The following is a 17,857-nucleotide window of genomic DNA, read 5'->3' on the forward strand; positions in this document are numbered from 1 at the left end:
TCCTATCACCCTTTCGTGAAACATTTACCTCTACTATTCTACATTATCTTTTCTTTATTTGCTAACAAATTAATATTTTTAGTATTGTTGTTTAATTTGTTAGCAAGAAGTCCTTTGCCTTGAACATAATTGTTGTATACTGTGAATAAGGTCTATTTATTAGTAGGACGGTGATTATTTTGGAACATAAGAAAACGTATAACGCGATGCAAGTCAAACATAAGAATGGCGACCTCGTCATTGAAGGGCCGATTCCCGGCAAAGAATTGGCAAACCTTGAATTCCATGAACATTTGATCGCTTTCAGACCGCCTGAACAGCAACATAAGGCACTCATCGAAATCGCTGATCTTCCGGAAGGACGGATACTCATCGTCCGTGACATGAACCAAATCGTCGGGTATGTAACATATTTGTATCCCGATCCCCTTGAAAGATGGTCGAAGGGTCAGATGAAGAACCTGATAGAGTTAGGAGCCATTGAAGTGATCCCGAAATACAGAGGCGGCGGAGTCGGAAAAGCATTGCTCGAAGTATCCATGATGGATGATGCAATGGAAGACTATATTATTCTGACGACCGAATATTATTGGCACTGGGATTTGAAAGGCACCAAATTGAATGTGTGGGAATACCGAAAAGTGATGGAGAAGATGATGAATGTGGGCGGATTGGAATATTATGCGACCGATGATCCGGAAATCAGCTCACATCCCGCGAATTGCCTTATGGCGAGGATTGGAAAACGAGTGGATCAAGAATCAATTCAACAGTTCGACAGCCTTCGTTTTATGAACCGATTTATGTATTGATGGGAGGTTACTCTAGTGTTAATTGAAGAAATTATGAAACGGAAGGTCATCTCGCTTTCGCCGGAGCATACAGTGAACGATGCATTGACAATCATGCAGGAAAAGAAAATCCGGCATCTGCCCATTGTTTCAGATGCAAATGGGCTGGTCGGCATCGTGACAGACCGCGATCTGAAAGAAGTTGTCCCTTCCCTTTACTCCGATTCGTGCGATGTAAACGTTTACAAAGTCCCGTTATCGGAAATCATGTCACATAATCCGATTGTCGGGCATCCGATGGATTTCGTCGAAGAGGCTGCGATCATTTTTTATGATAATCAAATCGGCTGCCTGCCAATCGTCTCGGGCGGAAAGCTTGTCGGCATCATTACAGAGACAGATCTATTATATAAATATATCGAATTGACAGGGGTCCATCAGCCTGGCTCTCAGATTGAAGTCCGTGTGCCGAATATTCCCGGCATCCTCTTTGAAGTGTCCAAAGTGTTCCATGAACATAAATTGAATGTGCTAAGTGTTCTCGTATACCCCGATAAGGAAAGTGAAAACAATAAAATTCTTGTCATTCGCGTCAAGACGATGAATCCGCTTATTGTCATAGAAGGCTTGCGTTCTAATGGATTTGAAGTTCTTTGGCCGAATGTACCTGGCATTGACCTATGAAAAAGGACGCTGTGTTCATTTTTTCCGAAGAACAACTTGGCTATTCATTTTCCGACACTCACCCATTCAATCAAAAGAGGATTGTATTGACGTTGGATCTATTGAAAAAAACTGATGCCATATCCGATGAAGACATGATCGTTCCAAGAATTGCGACTGATGAGGAATTATTATTGGTCCATGATCCAAAGTTCATCGATATTGTGAAACGTGCCGGGCAAGGACTTATTAGCGATGACGTCGGTTCTGTATACGGCATCGGGACGGAAGATACCCCCATCTTTCCAAACATGCATGAGGCAAGTGCTATGCTTGTTGGGGGGACGTTGACCGCGGTCGACGAAGTAATGGAAGGAAGGGCGAAATATGCTTTGAACTTAGGGGGCGGCCTCCACCATGGCTTCCAGGGAAAGGCATCAGGGTTCTGCGTCTATAACGACAGCTCGGTCGCCATCAAATATATCCAAAAGAAATACGGTGCGCGTGTGCTGTATATCGACACCGATGCGCATCATGGCGACGGCGTTCAATGGACGTTTTATGATGATCCGGATGTCTGCACGCTTTCCATCCACGAAACAGGGAGATATCTTTTTCCTGGTACGGGAGCTGTTACAGAACGTGGAAATGGTGAAGGGTATGGAACTTCATTCAATTTTCCGATTGATGCTTTTACGGAAGATGAGTCGTTCCTTGAAATTTACAAGACAGCCATTGAAGAAGTCGCCGCTTTTTTCAAGCCGGATGTCATCTTGACCCAAAACGGTGCAGATGCTCATTTTTTCGACCCCCTCACACATTTATATGGAACGATGAAAATCTATGAACAAATCCCACGTATCGCTCGTGAAATCGCTGATCGATATTGTAAAGGAAGATGGATTGCTGTTGGCGGTGGAGGCTATGATATATGGCGTGTCGTCCCAAGAGCATGGGCTCATGTTTGGTTTGCCATGAAACAACTGCCTGCCCCTACAGGAAGATTGCCTGAACAATGGCTCGATGCCTGGCAGGCCGAATCCCCTGTGCCTTTCATCGAAACGTGGCAGGATCCGGATCCGTTGTATGAACCGATTCCTCGAAAAGTGGAAATATCGGAGAAGAATGTGCAAATGCTCGAACGTGCATTACATATGATTCGTAGTCAGCAATAGTCGCGTGACATAGTGGCGAGAAGTGAGCCTTTGTAGGAATAAATGAGCCCTTGTGCAATTAATTGAGCCTTTACACGAAAAAACTGTTCCGGATTTTCCCCGGAACAGCTTTTTTATTTCGTCGACTGGCGGTCTTCCTTGTGGTACGGCAGGATGACATTCACATCGTCAACTTCCTCGCCATTCATCAGCTTCGTCAACAGTCTCATCGAAACTGCACCTAAGTCATATAACGGGACGATGATGGCGGTCAATTGCGGCCGCACTGCACGCGACAGCAATGTATGCTGGAAGCAAATCACTTCATAGTCATCCGGAACCGAAAAGCCGTCATCCCTAATTCCATTTAACACACCTACGGCAATTTCATCGTTGCCAGCAAAGATGGCGGTCGGCTTCTCTTTCAGCTCACGTATAACGGACCACTTTTCATAAGCGTCATCATACGTATTATCCGTTTCAATGAAAAATTCTTCAAAAAGAGGTAGACCAGCTTCCTTTACTGCCCGCTCATATCCGACCTTCTTGCATAACCGATTGATATCCCTCGACATCGGACCGCTCACATGCACGATGCGTTCATGTCCATTATCTATCAATTTCTTCACTGCTTCGTACGCAGCTTCCTCATGATCTATGTTCACCGTCGGCAAGTCCGTGTCCGCTCCCAATGTACCGGCCAAAACAATCGGAACATTCGCCGTCGCCATTTCCGACCGGATTTCATCCGAAAGGGAATCGCTCATGAAAATGAGACCGTCGACCTGTTTGCCGAGATGGTCTTCTAATAGCTCAACTTCCCTCGTCGCCCGCTTATCCGAGTTGGATAAAATAATATTATATTCGTACATCGTCGCAACATCTGCAATTCCCCGGGAAAGTTCTGCATAATAGCTTTTTGAAATATCCGGAACGATGACACCGACAGTTGTCGTCTTCTTACTTGCAAGTCCTCTGGCCACGGCATTCGGACGATAGCCGAGGCGTTCGATGCACTCAAGCACCTTTTTACGTGTTGCTGGTTTCACGTTCTGATTGCCATTCACAACACGGGAAACCGTGGCCATGGAAACATTCGCTTCCCTTGCCACATCATATATAGTAACTGCCATTGACGAATCTCCTTCCCATCAGTATGTATTCGCTTTCTTTCATTATAAACAAAACACCGGATCCTTGAAAGGTCCGGCGCTGTTTATAGAATAATTCAAATGTAGCGACCCTTGCTCAACTTTTTTAGACAGTTTGATGGGTGTTCATGAATCTTTCAATTTCAGCGTAGAACTCATCGAATTGTTTAATATCCATTTGCTGCGCCGCATCAGAAAGGGCAACAGCCGGATCAGGATGTACTTCCGCCATGACACCGTCTGCGCCAACAGCTATCGCCGCTTTTGCAGTCGGAAGCAATAAATCTTTTCTTCCTGTCGAGTGAGTGACGTCCACAAATACCGGTAAATGCGTTTCCTGCTTCAAAATCGGAACAGCTGAAATATCCAATGTGTTGCGTGTCGCTCGCTCATATGTGCGGATACCACGCTCACAAAGCATGATTTGGCTATTCCCTTTGGAAATGATATATTCAGCCGCATTGATGAATTCATCAATTGTTGCAGCTAATCCACGTTTCAGAAGGACTGGTTTATTTACCATACCCGCTTCCTTCAGCAATTCGAAGTTCTGCATATTGCGCGCCCCGATTTGGATGACATCAATATATTCGAGCGCCTCTTCCAAGTGGGAAGGTGTAATGATTTCCGTCACGATGGATAAGCCAGTTTCATCCGCGACGCGTTTCAAGATTTTCAACCCTTCAAGGCCAAGTCCTTGGAAATCATAAGGGGATGTACGCGGTTTGTAGGCGCCGCCCCTCATCATCGTCAACCCTTTTGCCTTGATTGATTGGGCGACTGCGAGAACTTGTTCATATGATTCAACGGCACAAGGTCCGAATATGAATGCCGGTTGCCCGTTACCGATTTTCTGACCATTTACATCTACAATTGTATCCTCAGGCTTGCGTTTCCTGGAAACAAGCAATGCGTTGCGCTGCTCGTCTTCTTGGATTTCAAGCGCCGACATGAAGATACCTTTAAAAATCTGTTCCAATACCCCGTTTGGAATTGGTCCTTCATTTGATTGAACGAGGGCATTGAGCATTTCCCTTTCGCGGATCGGATCATACCTGTTGACACCTTGCTTTTCCTTCACTCTGCCAATTTCTTGGACAACTGTCGTACGTTCATTGATCAAGTCCAATATTTTGGTATTTAACTCATTTACTTGGCCTCGAAGCTGTTCTAAATCATTTTGTCTCATCATTATGTCTCCTCCCCGCACACATCATTCCCTTTTCGAAGTGGGAAATCTATGTTACATTTTTATATAATAGTCCTAAGTATAATGAAAAGTATTTGAAAAGTCACGTCATTTTTATAAATTGTTTAATTTCGTTAGTATTTGACGAAAAAGGAGTGTATTATTCTGTCGAACAAACTTTTCGCACTCGATATCGGAACTCGTTCTGTCGTCGGTATTATTTTAACCGAACAGGACGGTATTTATCACGTTGCCGATCTCGTCACAATTGAACATAAGGAACGCTCGATGATTGATGGACAAATACATAATATTGTAAGTGTCGCCGCTGTCATTTCAGAAATCAAGTCCATACTGGAGGAGCGCCATGGGATGCTGAAAAGAGTAAGTGTCGCTGCAGCTGGACGTGCGCTGAAAACGATGGAAGGATCCATGACGATTGATATTGCAGGGAAACCACTTTTCACTTCAGAGGATATTAACCGGCTTGAATTAGCCGCTGTACAGCAGGCCCAACAGAAATTACTTTCCTCGGCATCAATCGTGGACGATTATTACTATTGTGTCGGCTATTCTGTCCTTCATTACAAATTAGATGGAGATGAAATCGGCAGTCTTATCGATCAGGCAGGAAGATCCGCGTCGGCTGAAGTCATTGCGACTTTCCTCCCCCGCGTCGTCGTCGAATCGCTTCTATCTGCATTGAAGCGGGCAGGGCTGGAAATGGAAGCCTTGACGCTTGAGCCGATTGCTGCCATCAACGTCCTGATTCCTCCTTCCATGCGCAGATTGAATGTCGCGCTCGTCGATATCGGGGCAGGCACATCAGATATCGCCATTACGGATAATAATACGGTCGTCTCCTACGGCATGGTTCCTATTGCGGGGGATGAGATTACAGAAGCGCTCAGCAACCATTATTTACTCGATTTCCCGGTAGCTGAGATGACAAAACGTTTGCTTTCAACAGATGAAACAATTGTAGTATCAGATATACTCGGGTTTGAACAGCAAGTGCCTTCTTCAGAAGTCATTGGTGCCATCAAGCCGTCCATCGAAAGACTCGCATCGGGCATCGCTGATGAAATTAAAAGGCTCAACAATCGCAAATCCCCGCAAGCCGTCATGGTTGTCGGTGGAGGAAGCCTTACACCACTTTTACCAAAGGAAATGAGCATTCAACTCGATTTGCCTGAAAACCGTGTAGGTATCCGTGGACTTGATGCGTTGTCCGATGTCACGTTATCGGACAGCATAGCTTCCACACCTGCCCTCGTCACGCCAATCGGCATAGCCATTGCAGCGAGAAGAGCACCGATCCATTATATGTCGGTAACCGTCAATGAAAAGACAATCCGCTTGTTTGAATTGAAAGAGATGACAGTTGGGGATGCATTGCTTGCCGCAAATATTAAGGCAAGACAACTGTATGGCAAGCCGGGAATGGGAATGTCGATTACGTTGAACGGCAGCAGGATGATGATCCCAGGTGAACATGGCAGATCATCTGTAATCTTGCTGAACGGAAAACCTGCAAGCACGAAAGATATCATAGCAAATGACGATGAGATTACGCTTGAACCAGGCAAGGATGGAAAGGATGCAGTCGCCAAAATCCGCGACCTGATTGGTGATATCAGACCTATTCACGTGGACATCAATGGAACTAAGCATACGATTGTGCCGAGTATTGAATGCAATGGTATGCCGGTTGAGCTCGACACAATTGTGCAGGATCGGGATCAAATCGTTTATTCCCACTCAACGAAATTGAACGACATACTCGCTAAACTGAGTATAGAAATAGTCGAGCCGTTTGAAGTTTTTGTGAATAATAAGAGCATCCTTTTAAAAGACTGGACTCCACAGTTCTATATAGGCAATATACCGATTTCCACCGATTATCTTCTTAAGGACGGGGATAAAGTCAGGTTGGGGACGCAAACTCCTCCTACTGTCGGGGACATCGTCGGTTCATTGGATCCATCCAATCAACCAACAGCAAGTGTGACGTTCAATGGGAAACCTGTGACGATGACAAACAACAGGTCTTCCATCTTGTTGAACGGACAGCAAGTGGACAATTCCGTCAGTGTCCGTCCAGGCGATCGACTAACGATACCGAAAACGGAGCAACGACCGTTTTTGTTCAGCGATGTTTTCCTTTACATCGATTATTCATTGCCGACAACGACATCATCTTCCTATCAGTTGCTGCGCAACGGAGAATCGATCGGCTTCAATGATCCGGTTTTCAGCGGCGATGCATTGGAAATCAAATTCAACTCGTGAACTTATATGCCAAAGAGCCAGACAACCCGTTTAGGGCTGCCTGGCTCTTTGGACTTCACTTTTCTTTTTCAACTGAAATATGATTTTGATTCACATTTTTCTCTTTTCCGACATTCTCGCTATTGTCATAGGAGACATTGCTATTTTTCGTCGATTGATCCTCTACGGCCTTTTTGTCTTTCTCCGTCTTCGATTCGACGAAATCAATTGCTTCTTCCCCTTCGGATGAAGCCGTTCCATCGTCCATAGGGACAGATGTTTTATTCGTCATCGATTTCACTTTATCCACAATCTGTCCGGATTGCTCCTGAATCGTTTTCGTCAGGCCATCCGTTTTCTCCTTGGCAACGGAAGTGATTTCCGTCGCTTTGTCCTTCGCAACTGTACTCAATTCGATTCCTTTGTTTTTCAGTTGCACCGCCTGCTCCGAAAAATCGTCGCGCATTTCCCTGCCCGTCTTCGGCGCAAGGAACAATGCCGCAGCTGCGCCGATAACGCCTCCTACGAGCGCGCCCAATAGGAAGCTTCCTGCTCCGGAATTGTCATCATCATAGAAATCATCCGTATTGGAACGGTATGGGTAGTTGACAGGCAAGTGTGACGACTCCCCGAATGTGTTCTTATATTCCTGGTCTCCGTAATAATGGCGATCGTATTGCGCATCGTTGTAGTTCGGTTTTAGTTTATCAGTCATGTGAATTCCTCCAGTATGATTTTTTATGGCGATATCAGCGTCCCTTCGGACTTGGCAATCTCTTCTGCCCCTTGTCCGGTTGATAGACAGTCCAGCCTGATGATCTTTCCGTTTTCATATCTTTCACTTTACCGATGATGCCGAATGCGACGTTGCTCCATTGAACGACTTGGGCTATTTTATCACTGTTTTTCTCGGCTTCGACAGTGATCGAATTGGTAACTCGGCGGACTGAATTATTCAAGTCGCTTACAGAGCTCCCTACCCCTTTCACTGCATCAACGACAGTGTTCAATTTCTCGGATTTCTGTTGAATATCCTCAGCAAGGGCATTTGTCTTATGAAGTAGTTCAGTCGTTTCCGACGTGATTCCTTCCAACTGGTTCGTCAAGCCATCCATTGTTTCAGAAACGCTTCGTAATGTTGTTTTCAATGAACCTAATGTCATTGCAAGGCTGATACACAAAATCAAAAATGCGATTGCGGCCACAATGGCAGCAATGTACAGTAAAACTTCCATGGCAATCCTCCTCCCGATGAACATACATAAGTAATTTCTACCCTTTAAACGGGGTAAATAAACTCTACCTACTCTAACCTTTTTCGACATTCTTTTCAAATCTCCTTCATTTTATCCGAAATAAATTATTTCTGGATATTATGAATGATTGGTTATGCGCGATTGGATTGTTTTATGGGCTTTTGGAAGCATTTATGCGACTTTGTAGACGTTTAAGGACTTTTTTGGGGAGATATGCGCGTTTGTAGGGATTTATGCGGAATTTCACCGATTTATGCGTAAAAAAACAGCCTATCCAAAAGGATCAGGCTGTTTCTTCTTTTTTCGTATGTTCAGCGAAGACGTTCAAATACTTTTGGATGTCGCCAGCGCCCATGAAAAGGTAAACCGCATTTCCATGCTCATCGAGGACATCGATATTTTCCAATTCAAGATGTTTTGCTCCCGGGATTTTGCCTACAAGGTCATCGATTGTCAAGTTCCCTGATTTCTCCCGTGCTGAGCCAAAGATGTCACATAAATAGACGTGGTCGGCCGCTGATAGGCTGTCTGCGAATTGTTCAAGCAGTGCCGCAGTTCGCGTAAACGTATGCGGTTGGAAAATCGCGACAATTTCCTTTTCGGGATACTTCTGTCTGGCAGATTGCAATGTCGCTTTAATTTCCGTCGGATGGTGGGCGTAATCATCCACAATCGTCCGGCCATATGATTCTGTCACGGTGAAGCGCCTTTTGACGCCATTGAATGTAGCCAATCGCTCCTCAATACCTGTAACTGGAATCCCTTCGTAATGGCATAATGCAATGACGCCTAATGAATTCAAAATTCCGTGGTCCCCCGCCAATGCGATTGTGAACGTATGGAAAAACTCATTGCGTACATATACGTCAAAAGTGGCGCCCTTTTCCGATTTCACAATGTTCTTTGCTGAGAAATCATTCACTTCGTCGAATCCGTAGTAGACGACAGGGACATTCGCTTTAATGTGTTGCAAATGAATATCATCACCACAAGCAATGATAGCCTTCTTCACACGCAATGCCATTTGGCCGAATGCATCCATGACATCATCCAAATCCTTGAAATAGTCCGGATGGTCAAAGTCGATATTGGTCATGATTGTATAGTCAGGCTCGTAGGCGAGGAAATGGCGTTTGTATTCGCATGCTTCGAAAACGAAGTATTCACTATCCTCTATACCTTTACCCGTGCCGTCTCCGATCAGATAGGATGTCGGGGCATTCCCGGAAAGAACATGCGCCAACAAACCTGTTGTCGATGTTTTTCCATGGGAGCCTGTAATGCCTACTGAGATGAATTTCTCCATATAGTTGCCCAAAAATTCATGATAGCGTATCACTTCAACGCCCAATTCATGTGCCCTTACAATTTCGGGATGACTGTCCGGGAACGCATTCCCTGCTATGACAATCATATCTCTGTTTATATTGTTTTCATCAAAAGGTAAAATGGTTATTTTTCTTTCATGCAACGGGTCTTCTGTAAAGAAATATTTCTCCACGTCAGAGCCTTGCACTGCATAAGATGAATCATGTAGGATCTGCGCAAGGGAGCTCATCCCCGATCCTTTGATTCCTGTAAAATGGTACAATGTCATAATGCAACCTCCCGGGATCAAAACTGTTCCCACATTCTGGTTCTTCAGTCGATTAGTATCGCTAAATCCCCATTCATTTTTAGTATTCTATATTCCCGATTCCTTTTCAAAGGAATCTTCTATCGTCAATCATTACATTTCAATATGCTTTTCATTGCCATTTAAAAAGTGGCTAAGCTCACTCTCCGACAGATAGACTTCACGCGCCTTACTTCCTCTTTGCTCGGAAATGAAACCTAGTTTTTCCATGCGGTCCATCAATTTTGCAGCACGATTGTAACCTATGCTAAAATTCCGCTGCAATAATGACGTGGAAGCACTGCCTTGTTCGATAATGAACTGGCAAGCACCGGCGAATAGTGGATCGGATTCCTCTTCTTCCATCGTGTTCGCCAATAAATCCTCTTGACCGAACAAATAATCCGGCTCCGCTTCGTTCTGAACGTGTTCTATTATACGTTCAATTTCGGCATCCGTGACAAATGTACCTTGCAGCCGCACCGCTGAAGATTGTCCGTTTCCGAGATAAAGCATATCGCCTTTTCCAAGCAGCCTTTCTGCTCCCGGTGTATCGATGATCGTACGGGAATCAATCTGGGATGAGACAGAAAATGCGATACGGGTAGGAACATTCGCTTTGATTGTCCCTGTAATGACATCAACGGATGGGCGTTGCGTTGCAATGATCAAATGGATTCCGCACGCTCTAGCCTTCTGGGTGATCCGGCTGATCGATACTTCCACATCCGCAGGCGCCATCATCATCAAATCTGCCAACTCATCAATGACAATGAGCAAATAAGGCAGTTTCAAAGAGAATTTCCGATCTTTTTCCGCCATTTCGTTATACCGCTCAATATTCCTCGCTCCAACATGTGCGAATAGTTCATAACGACGTTCCATTTCGCCGACCGCCCATTTCAATGCCGCAGTCGCAGCCTTCACGTCGGTGATGACAGGGCTTAGCAAATGTGGAATTCCGTTGAAAGGCGCAAGTTCCACCATCTTCGGATCGATAAGCAGCATTTTCAAATCTGCAGGTGATGCTTTATACAATAGACTGACCAATATTGAATTGATGCACACCGATTTTCCGGAACCGGTTGCCCCGGCAATCATTCCATGTGGCATCTTCCGTAAATCCAACGTTACAGGCTCTCCTGTCAAATTGAGTCCAAGGACAGCCTCCATTGGAGATTCCGAATCTTGAAAACGTTTTGTTTCGATGACTTCCGAAATCCGGACAGCTCTCGGCTTCCGGTTCGGGATTTCGATTCCGATGGAGCTGGTCCCCGGAATTGGCGCCTGAATCCGGATATCTTCCGCTGCCAGTGCCAACTTCAGATCATCAGTCAGATTCCGTACCTTGCTCACTTTCGTTCCATGTCCAACTGTCAATTCGAATCGCGTGACTGTCGGTCCTTGCACGGCTTCAATGACATTTGCCTGCACTGCAAAATAGGAAAGTGCCTCCTCCAGCTTTTTCGACTGGGACTCGAGCCATTCCGTATCCTCTATATGCTCCTCGGGCTGAATAAGAAAGCCTTTAGATGGGAAAGCATAATAAGGTTGTTCTTCCAATTCTTCAGGAGATTCATCCGGTTTTGCAATTGTCTTAGCGGGTTCCGTTCGAATAGCGCCATCTTTTAGTGCGGAATCAAAGGCAGGCTGGCTGCTAACTTTTTTTTCTTGTTCCTCGTATTTCAGTTTATCATTTTTCAACATAAGGACATTAAAGGGCACTATTCTTTCCTTTTTCTGCTCAGGCTCACGCGCAGTATTTTTCACTTCGTCGATTATCGTTTCTGAAGTTGACGCAGGCTCGAACTCTTCTTCTACTTTTTCTGTTTCTGTTTGTTCCGATTCAGTTACTGCCTCAAACTCTTCTTCAACTACCGCGTCAGGTATTTCACTGAATTGTTCTTCCATCGCTCCGGTTGGCGATTCTCCCGCTTCGGTAGACGGTATTTCGGAAGCTTTTACTACAGTATACTCCTCAACTATTTCTCCGTTGTCATCGGCTGGCTGTAGACTGTCCATGGACGAAAGTTGTTCATCATTCATTTCTGTGGCGGATGCATGCTCATCCGGTTCCGTGGAATTCCATTCGATTGGATCATCACTTATCGTTTGGATCGGCATTTCTTTATCGGAAGTATGTGCATGTTCTTCCAAATCAATGCGGTGAATTTCATCTTCCGCAATGGATTGCTCAATCATTGGTTCGAACTCATTTTGGCCATATTCCGACTCGTTTCGTGATGGAATAAGAAGTTCCTCGGTTGCCTTTTCCGCCTTTTCACGTTGAAGGTCCTCAAACCGATTTTTTTTCGGCCTTGAATAGCCGTAAATCGGCGATGGCACTTCAGTTGGAGTGAACGGACGGCTACTCCGTTTCTGTATGATCGTTGTTTTGTTCGGCTCTGTTTTTTCCTCTGTCACGGCCTTGTGCCTCTGGGCGGGCTCCGTTTTTGTTTCCTGTTTTCTATTGTATTTTAATGGGGCGGTCGCCCGGTGAATAGTCGGTTTTTCATTTCCACCTGGCCATCTATCGTTTTTATATAACGGGACAGGCATGAAATCATCATCATCAAGTTCAGTGATTAAATTATCCGCTTTCCTTCGCTCGTTTTCCGGGTCAGGTTCCCATCCGTAGATTTCAGCATCGGTTATGATTGGAAAACGGAAGGCCGGTTTTTCGAAGCGTTCTTGTTCTTTATGTTCTACATACTCTTCATGCTCAATTTGATCAAAAGTTTCTTCAAATTCTTCGTCTTTATCTGTTTCAAATATACGATTCATCATTTTTTTAATCCAAGTCAAATCTATCACTCTTTTCAAGTCGATCATTCTATTTTAGCAGGTTTTCATCGACTAAATCAATCAGATGGCCAAAATAAGAAAAACGTACTGCCCAGAACAGTACGTTTTTCCAGATTAGATTATAAAAGGTTCACCAGGGACTGCATCTTCAGCAAGGACCATAATCCCTTTTTCAACGGGAGCGTTTGGAATGCCAAGCTCTTTCGCTGAACAAATCATTCCTGAGGAGGCGATTCCCCGTAATTCCGCATCTTTGATGACCATTCCGGAAGGCATGACCGCCCCCACTTTTGCCACAACAACTTTTTGGTCCTTCTCGACATTCGGAGCACCGCAGACGATGTGAAGAGTTTCAGCCCCGACATCGACTGTGCAGATGCTTAATTTATCCGCATTTGGATGTTTTTCTTTTTCTATGACGTGCCCGATGACGAACTTCGGAGTGAAATCCACGTCCAATTCAAGCTCGACACCATTCGCTTTTAATGCCTCTTGCAACTGATCGACAATCTCTTCCGTTGTTTCAACTTGCCCATCAGCCTCTGCTTTTACATATTTCGAAGCATTGAAGACGTTCATAGCAATAACTTTATCCGTTGCTGCATCTTTGATAAGTGTGACATCCTTCATTGTTTCTATCTCTCTATTTTCCGGACGCTCAGTCGTCATTTGAACGAGCAGTACGTCGCCCACTCCGCTTTGATTGTAGAAAATATTCATCATTTCTTCTTTCCTTCCTTTCGGGCAACCCGATTTTTAGCCATAATGAAAATCGGTTCCAATTTACCATCTTCATAGATGAATGACAAGGAGGTGACTGGCACAGCCCCGACCGTGAAGAATTGCATTGTCATTTGGGCAAGCACATCATAGCCCGTATCATTCCGGATATCGCCAATGATCAGCACGTCCTGATGAGGAACTGAAACGGTCATATGCCCTTCGATTTTCCCTTCCATTTCCTTCAGGAAGGTATGATTTAAAATACGACTTGCATCGTAGCCGTCATTATTATTGACGAAATAGAAAAGATTTCCCGCTACTTCGTCCATTTTCATATTCGTCGGCAATGATCTCACCTTGAAAAGTGCTGATTCCATTATTTCCGACTCTGTCATGCCGATTGATTCGAGCATCGATTCATCGATGAGACGGTACGTCGTGCCCAAATCCAATGCATAAAAAATTCTTGTTTCCGCTGTATGGTCTTTCACAATGAAGCGATCTCCCGCTTTGGAAGTTTGCGGGAATGAAGTCGAGCGGATGACCGGATAGATTGCATTATCTTTCACAAACCCTTCCATCTGCTCTTTTTCCATCGCTTTGAAAGTTTCGCGTATCGTGTAGACGACTTCATTTATAGCGGCTTCTTGTTTCGTTTCATACTTCGCAAGGATTTCCGGCAAGGAAATATCCATCCCTTTTTTCAGAATGGAATGCTCCAAGCGGATTTTATCGGTTTTCCGGTCGAAACGCCACTGCAAGTATTCGGATGGCAGATGCTCTTTCAATAGGTCCAATAATTGTTGTGAATTCATGCCCTTCACCCTTTCCTCAAAAATAAACGGCCGCTCGCCGCGATTGCGCCGGGTGACCGATTTGTCATTGATTATGAGCCTTGCCCGATGGAACGTACGATTTCCATCATCATTCTCATATTCGCTTCAATATTTTTGTTCTTCGTAATTGTCGTCATCTTGATTCCCCCGACACTTGCAATAAGCTCAACCTGCTCCTCACCCTTCTTGACTACTGAGGCAAAACCGAAATAACCATCGTCGGTGAATGTCTCCTCCACCCGATCTTTGTCCTCGGTGTTTTTCAACAGGTCGTAAAAGAGCCTACTGTCCTTTTTTTCATTTGGATTAATGAACAGAAGGAAAGTGTCATTGCCTTTTTTCATTACGATGTTTTGGGAATCGGATTTCTCTTCGATTGTAAATCCGGCAGGTTTATATAAGGAAACACCATCAACTTCATCGTTTACTTGCTGATCATTCAGCTGAAAAGCGTCTTTTGCCTCCGCGATTGCCTCGGCCGCCCGTTCATCAAATGATTTGCCGCATGCTGCTAATAAAGTGATGGATAGGAATGCCAGGAATAAGAACTTCCAAAAACGGAACATTCAGCTTCCTCCAATCGTACATTTTTATTCAAATACACCGCTACCTATTTTATAGATTATAGTGCCTATATGCAAATCAAGCGTTTTGGCTTTATACCGTTTAGTCAATTCGAAAAAATCCAGACACAATTACGCCGAGACGTAATTGAGTTAAGCATTAGTGTCGTATTTCAATTGCCCTATCAATAATTGCATGACATGTTCGAATAGCTTGTCACGGGTGATGGTCTGCGCGGTGAACATCCCGATTGCCCCTTCGCTCTGGCGAATTCCGCTTGCTTTGAAATATTCATCTACGACGACTCCCAATTCCCGACCATTCTGCAATTCGTTTGCAATTTCGGCAGGCAAAGGGATTTGGGCTCCACCGGCAGTGAAGGACTTCCCGGAAGGCAATACGAGAGCTCCCCAGTTGCAAACGAACATTTCATCTCCGACGATCCGGACTCCGCCTTCTAGGCCAATACCGATTGTACCACCTAATTCGTTGGCAGCATTTGTTGCGCGGTTCAATGCCCCTGTTCTTGTTTCCTCATCTCCAAAAGGCTGGTCCTTTACTCCGGACGGGACTTTCATTTCGGACAATTCACTTCCTGGAAAGTGGCTTTCAATCACTGTCCTTGCTGCTTTCACTTTTGCTTGATTAGTAGAACCAATGATGAATTTCATTCTATTCTCCTTTCTTGTCGGCAAAAAGCCACCCTCAACTGAAAGGATGGCCTTATTTTGCTATTTACGTCCAGACTCCGGGCGCCAGAGGCTCGGGGTCATAAGTCAAAGCTGCTCAGTGGCAAAAAGCGCCACTCCGCATCTTCGCCTTATGCCTGAGGTCGGCACGATGCCGGTCATGCAGTCGTCGCCGCAGGATGCGGCGCACTTAGACTGCGAACCTCCGCAAAGCAGGCGCCCTACGCTTTTGTTTATACGTTACTTTTAATTGTTTCCACAGTCGTTTTATCGCATGCTTTCACCAATTTAACGAGAAGCTCTTTCGCCGCAGCATAATCATCCGTATGAATGATGGAAGCAGACGTGTGGATGTAACGTGAACAAATTCCGATGACCGCACTTGGAACGCCTTCATTTGAAATATGGACTTGTCCGGCGTCTGTACCTCCCATGGAGATGAAATATTGGTATGGGATGTTGTTCGTTTCTGCCGTATCGAGGATGAATTCACGCATGCCGCGGTGCGTCACCATCGAACGGTCGAATATGCGCAGCAATGTTCCTTTTCCAAGCTGGCCAAATTCGTTTTTATTGCCGGAGGCGTCATTCGCCGGGCTTGCATCCAAAGCGAAGAACAAATCAGGGTTGATCATCCGTGCAGCAGCTTGTGCACCGCGCAAACCGACTTCCTCCATGACATTTGCACCCGAGTATAGGTTATTCGGAAGCGTTTCGCCGTGAACCTCTTTCAATAGCTCGATTGCCAATCCACAACCGTAGCGGTTATCCCATGCTTTCGCCATTATTTTCTTTTCATTCGCCATCGGGGTGAATGGGCAGATCGGCACGATTTGCTGGCCGGGACGGATGCCGATTCTTTTTGCGTCCTCTTTGTCATCTGCACCGATATCAATCAGCATGTTTTTAATATCCATCGGCTTATTCCGGACCTCATCACTGAGCAGATGTGGAGGAATCGAACCGATGACGCCGGTGACTGGACCTTCATCTGTAATGATCTGGACTCGTTGGGCCAGCAATACTTGACTCCACCATCCTCCAAGCGGCTGGAAACGAAGCATGCCATTATCGGTGATTGCAGTGACCATGAAGCCGACTTCGTCCATATGGCCTGCAACCATGATGCGTGGGGCATCTTCAGGGCCTTTCCGTACGCCGAAGACTCCACCTAGGTTGTCTTGGATAAGTTCATCGGAATATCTTCCAAGTTCCTCTCGCATAAAGTTGCGGACCATATGCTCATTTCCCGGTGCCCCAGGCAGCTCTGTCAATGTTTTAAACATCGTCAACGTTTCGTTGTTCATGAAAAGTTCCCCCAATTCAATATGTACTTCCTCTAGTATAATGTACGTATTTGAAACTTTCCATCATAATATTTAGCATACCGAACTAATTTCTCTAATACAGATTTCACCCGAGCTTGCAAGGCCCAGAAACAGTTAAATATTTTTTTGAAATATGGTACACTTGGGGAAGATTGAAGGAGGGGGGTTCGCAGACATGAAAGTGAAAGATTTCGTAGCAGGTGTTTTGACAGGAGTTGCCGCCGGGCTGGTTGTCAATCAGGCAATCGGAAAGATGAACCCGAATACTCCGGCGGAGCATGTCTTGGATGCAGTGAAGGATGCCTTTAAAAAGGAAGGTCCGATTGATGGATCTTGGATCGTCATGAAGCCTGAACCGTTTACAAACAATGTTTTGTCGATGGAAGTGTATCGTGGCGGCGTTACCAGAATCCGTAACGGAGAATTGGAGCAATTTGAATTTGCGGCGAATTCGCAAACAGGCACTGTCGTCGAATTGATCCAAAAATGAACGAGCAAGTTTCCATAGTAAAAGCAACAGGCGAAGGAGCAATAAATGATCTCCCCCACCTGTTGCTTTTTTGTCATTCTCCTCTTGTGAGTCCGACCGATTCAGTGATTTCCTTGCCGCTTTCATCCCATTGAATTAGACGGTAAACCGCATCATGATAAAAGATGAAGCGATATCGATTCGGTAATGCTTCTTTCATCAGCTTTTCCTTCGCAAAAATCGAAGTCATAGGGTAATCGTCAAACGCCAATACCCATAACGGATTGCTATGGGCATGCGTTGGCATAATATCCCCCATATGAAGAATCGTTTCGCCATTTTGAGTCAGCTTG

16 protein-coding genes and 1 pseudogene are annotated in these 17,857 nt (G+C 45.1%); 5 read left to right on the plus strand and 12 right to left on the minus strand.

Annotated elements, in window-relative coordinates; translation table 11 throughout:
* Positions 1-179 precede the first annotated feature (179 nt).
* Genes AWV70_RS03250 through AWV70_RS03260 form a run of 3 tightly spaced genes read left to right on the plus strand, consistent with a single transcriptional unit; the run spans position 180 to position 2,629 of the window.
* On the plus strand, positions 180-812 hold the full coding sequence (locus AWV70_RS03250) for a GNAT family N-acetyltransferase (protein ID WP_060204315.1): 633 nt from the start codon (positions 180-182) through the stop codon (positions 810-812).
* 15 nt (positions 813-827) lie between these two features.
* Positions 828-1,475: an acetoin utilization AcuB family protein gene (locus tag AWV70_RS03255; RefSeq protein ID WP_060204317.1), complete on the plus strand. Its 648-nt coding sequence runs from the start codon at positions 828-830 to the stop codon at positions 1,473-1,475.
* Positions 1,472-2,629, plus strand: coding sequence for an acetoin utilization protein AcuC (locus tag AWV70_RS03260; protein ID WP_060204318.1), 1,158 nt, complete (start codon positions 1,472-1,474; stop codon positions 2,627-2,629). The genes AWV70_RS03255 and AWV70_RS03260 overlap by 4 nt, the downstream gene beginning before the upstream one ends.
* Positions 2,630-2,742: 113 nt before the next feature.
* Here AWV70_RS03260 and ccpA read toward each other — a convergent pair whose 3' ends face one another.
* Positions 2,743-3,741: a catabolite control protein A gene (gene ccpA, locus AWV70_RS03265; protein WP_060204320.1), complete on the minus strand. Its 999-nt coding sequence runs from the start codon at positions 3,739-3,741 to the stop codon at positions 2,743-2,745.
* Positions 3,742-3,865: 124 nt separating this feature from the next.
* A complete protein-coding gene (locus tag AWV70_RS03270; RefSeq protein ID WP_060204342.1) occupies positions 3,866-4,948 on the minus strand; it encodes a bifunctional 3-deoxy-7-phosphoheptulonate synthase/chorismate mutase in 1,083 nt (360 codons plus the stop codon).
* Between the two features lie 141 nt (positions 4,949-5,089).
* On the opposite strand from AWV70_RS03270, the gene AWV70_RS03275 reads away from it, so the two are divergent.
* A complete protein-coding gene (locus AWV70_RS03275; RefSeq protein WP_235588534.1) occupies positions 5,090-7,240 on the plus strand; it encodes a cell division protein FtsA in 2,151 nt (716 codons plus the stop codon).
* Between the two features lie 55 nt (positions 7,241-7,295).
* On the opposite strand, the gene AWV70_RS03280 is transcribed toward AWV70_RS03275, so the two are convergent.
* From AWV70_RS03280 to AWV70_RS03320, 9 genes are all read right to left on the minus strand, one after another.
* Complete coding sequence (locus AWV70_RS03280) at positions 7,296-7,934, minus strand: YtxH domain-containing protein (protein WP_060204322.1); 639 nt, start codon at positions 7,932-7,934, stop codon at positions 7,296-7,298.
* Positions 7,935-7,968: 34 nt separating this feature from the next.
* On the minus strand, positions 7,969-8,454 hold the full coding sequence (locus AWV70_RS03285; protein WP_060204324.1) for a DUF948 domain-containing protein: 486 nt from the start codon (positions 8,452-8,454) through the stop codon (positions 7,969-7,971).
* A gap of 304 nt (positions 8,455-8,758) precedes the next feature.
* Complete coding sequence (murC, locus tag AWV70_RS03290) at positions 8,759-10,072, minus strand: UDP-N-acetylmuramate--L-alanine ligase (protein ID WP_060204326.1); 1,314 nt, start codon at positions 10,070-10,072, stop codon at positions 8,759-8,761.
* Positions 10,073-10,204: 132 nt separating this feature from the next.
* A complete protein-coding gene (locus tag AWV70_RS03295; RefSeq protein ID WP_082713450.1) occupies positions 10,205-12,895 on the minus strand; it encodes a DNA translocase FtsK in 2,691 nt (896 codons plus the stop codon).
* 114 nt (positions 12,896-13,009) lie between these two features.
* Positions 13,010-13,615: a YtpR family tRNA-binding protein gene (ytpR, locus tag AWV70_RS03300; RefSeq protein ID WP_060204350.1), complete on the minus strand. Its 606-nt coding sequence runs from the start codon at positions 13,613-13,615 to the stop codon at positions 13,010-13,012.
* A complete protein-coding gene (locus AWV70_RS03305) occupies positions 13,615-14,433 on the minus strand; it encodes a DUF1444 domain-containing protein (protein ID WP_060204329.1) in 819 nt (272 codons plus the stop codon). Before AWV70_RS03305 ends, ytpR begins: the two co-directional genes overlap by 1 nt.
* Before the next feature lie 71 nt (positions 14,434-14,504).
* Positions 14,505-15,020 carry a hypothetical protein gene (locus AWV70_RS03310; RefSeq protein WP_060204331.1) on the minus strand — a complete coding sequence of 172 codons (516 nt, stop codon included), beginning with the start codon at positions 15,018-15,020 and terminating at the stop codon, positions 14,505-14,507.
* Between the two features lie 150 nt (positions 15,021-15,170).
* Positions 15,171-15,689, minus strand: coding sequence for a DUF84 family protein (locus tag AWV70_RS03315; RefSeq protein ID WP_060204333.1), 519 nt, complete (start codon positions 15,687-15,689; stop codon positions 15,171-15,173).
* A 251-nt stretch (positions 15,690-15,940) separates the two neighbouring features.
* Positions 15,941-17,014 carry a M42 family metallopeptidase gene (locus tag AWV70_RS03320; protein ID WP_060204334.1) on the minus strand — a complete coding sequence of 358 codons (1,074 nt, stop codon included), beginning with the start codon at positions 17,012-17,014 and terminating at the stop codon, positions 15,941-15,943.
* Positions 17,015-17,210: 196 nt separating this feature from the next.
* Here AWV70_RS03320 and AWV70_RS03325 point away from each other — a divergent pair, with 196 nt between their 5' ends.
* The gene (locus AWV70_RS03325) at positions 17,211-17,525 is read left to right on the plus strand and encodes a hypothetical protein (RefSeq protein ID WP_060204336.1); all 315 of its coding nucleotides are present in this window, start codon (positions 17,211-17,213) and stop codon (positions 17,523-17,525) included.
* Positions 17,526-17,598: 73 nt separating this feature from the next.
* On the opposite strand, the pseudogene AWV70_RS03330 reads toward AWV70_RS03325, so the two are convergent.
* A pseudogene (locus tag AWV70_RS03330) lies at positions 17,599-17,857 on the minus strand (MBL fold metallo-hydrolase); the annotation flags it as partial.

Origin of the sequence: Sporosarcina koreensis (genome assembly GCF_001531445.1) — a bacterium.
In the GTDB taxonomy this organism is placed as follows: Bacteria; Bacillota; Bacilli; order Bacillales_A; family Planococcaceae; genus Sporosarcina; species Sporosarcina koreensis_C.

What these genes read in the sequence shown, in the direction of transcription:
- AWV70_RS03260 (WP_060204318.1), top strand. Translation starts at nt 1,472, where the DNA reads ATGAAAAAGGACGCTGTGTTCATTTTTTCCGAAGAACAACTTGGCTAT.
- ccpA (WP_060204320.1), bottom strand. Translation starts at nt 3,741, where the DNA reads ATGGCAGTTACTATATATGATGTGGCAAGGGAAGCGAATGTTTCCATG.
- AWV70_RS03270 (WP_060204342.1), bottom strand. Translation starts at nt 4,948, where the DNA reads ATGAGACAAAATGATTTAGAACAGCTTCGAGGCCAAGTAAATGAGTTA.
- AWV70_RS03280 (WP_060204322.1), bottom strand. Translation starts at nt 7,934, where the DNA reads ATGACTGATAAACTAAAACCGAACTACAACGATGCGCAATACGATCGC.
- AWV70_RS03285 (WP_060204324.1), bottom strand. Translation starts at nt 8,454, where the DNA reads ATGGAAGTTTTACTGTACATTGCTGCCATTGTGGCCGCAATCGCATTT.
- murC (WP_060204326.1), bottom strand. Translation starts at nt 10,072, where the DNA reads ATGACATTGTACCATTTTACAGGAATCAAAGGATCGGGGATGAGCTCC.
- ytpR (WP_060204350.1), bottom strand. Translation starts at nt 13,615, where the DNA reads ATGAATATTTTCTACAATCAAAGCGGAGTGGGCGACGTACTGCTCGTT.
- AWV70_RS03305 (WP_060204329.1), bottom strand. Translation starts at nt 14,433, where the DNA reads ATGAATTCACAACAATTATTGGACCTATTGAAAGAGCATCTGCCATCC.
- AWV70_RS03310 (WP_060204331.1), bottom strand. Translation starts at nt 15,020, where the DNA reads ATGTTCCGTTTTTGGAAGTTCTTATTCCTGGCATTCCTATCCATCACT.
- AWV70_RS03315 (WP_060204333.1), bottom strand. Translation starts at nt 15,689, where the DNA reads ATGAAATTCATCATTGGTTCTACTAATCAAGCAAAAGTGAAAGCAGCA.
- AWV70_RS03320 (WP_060204334.1), bottom strand. Translation starts at nt 17,014, where the DNA reads ATGAACAACGAAACGTTGACGATGTTTAAAACATTGACAGAGCTGCCT.
- AWV70_RS03325 (WP_060204336.1), top strand. Translation starts at nt 17,211, where the DNA reads ATGAAAGTGAAAGATTTCGTAGCAGGTGTTTTGACAGGAGTTGCCGCC.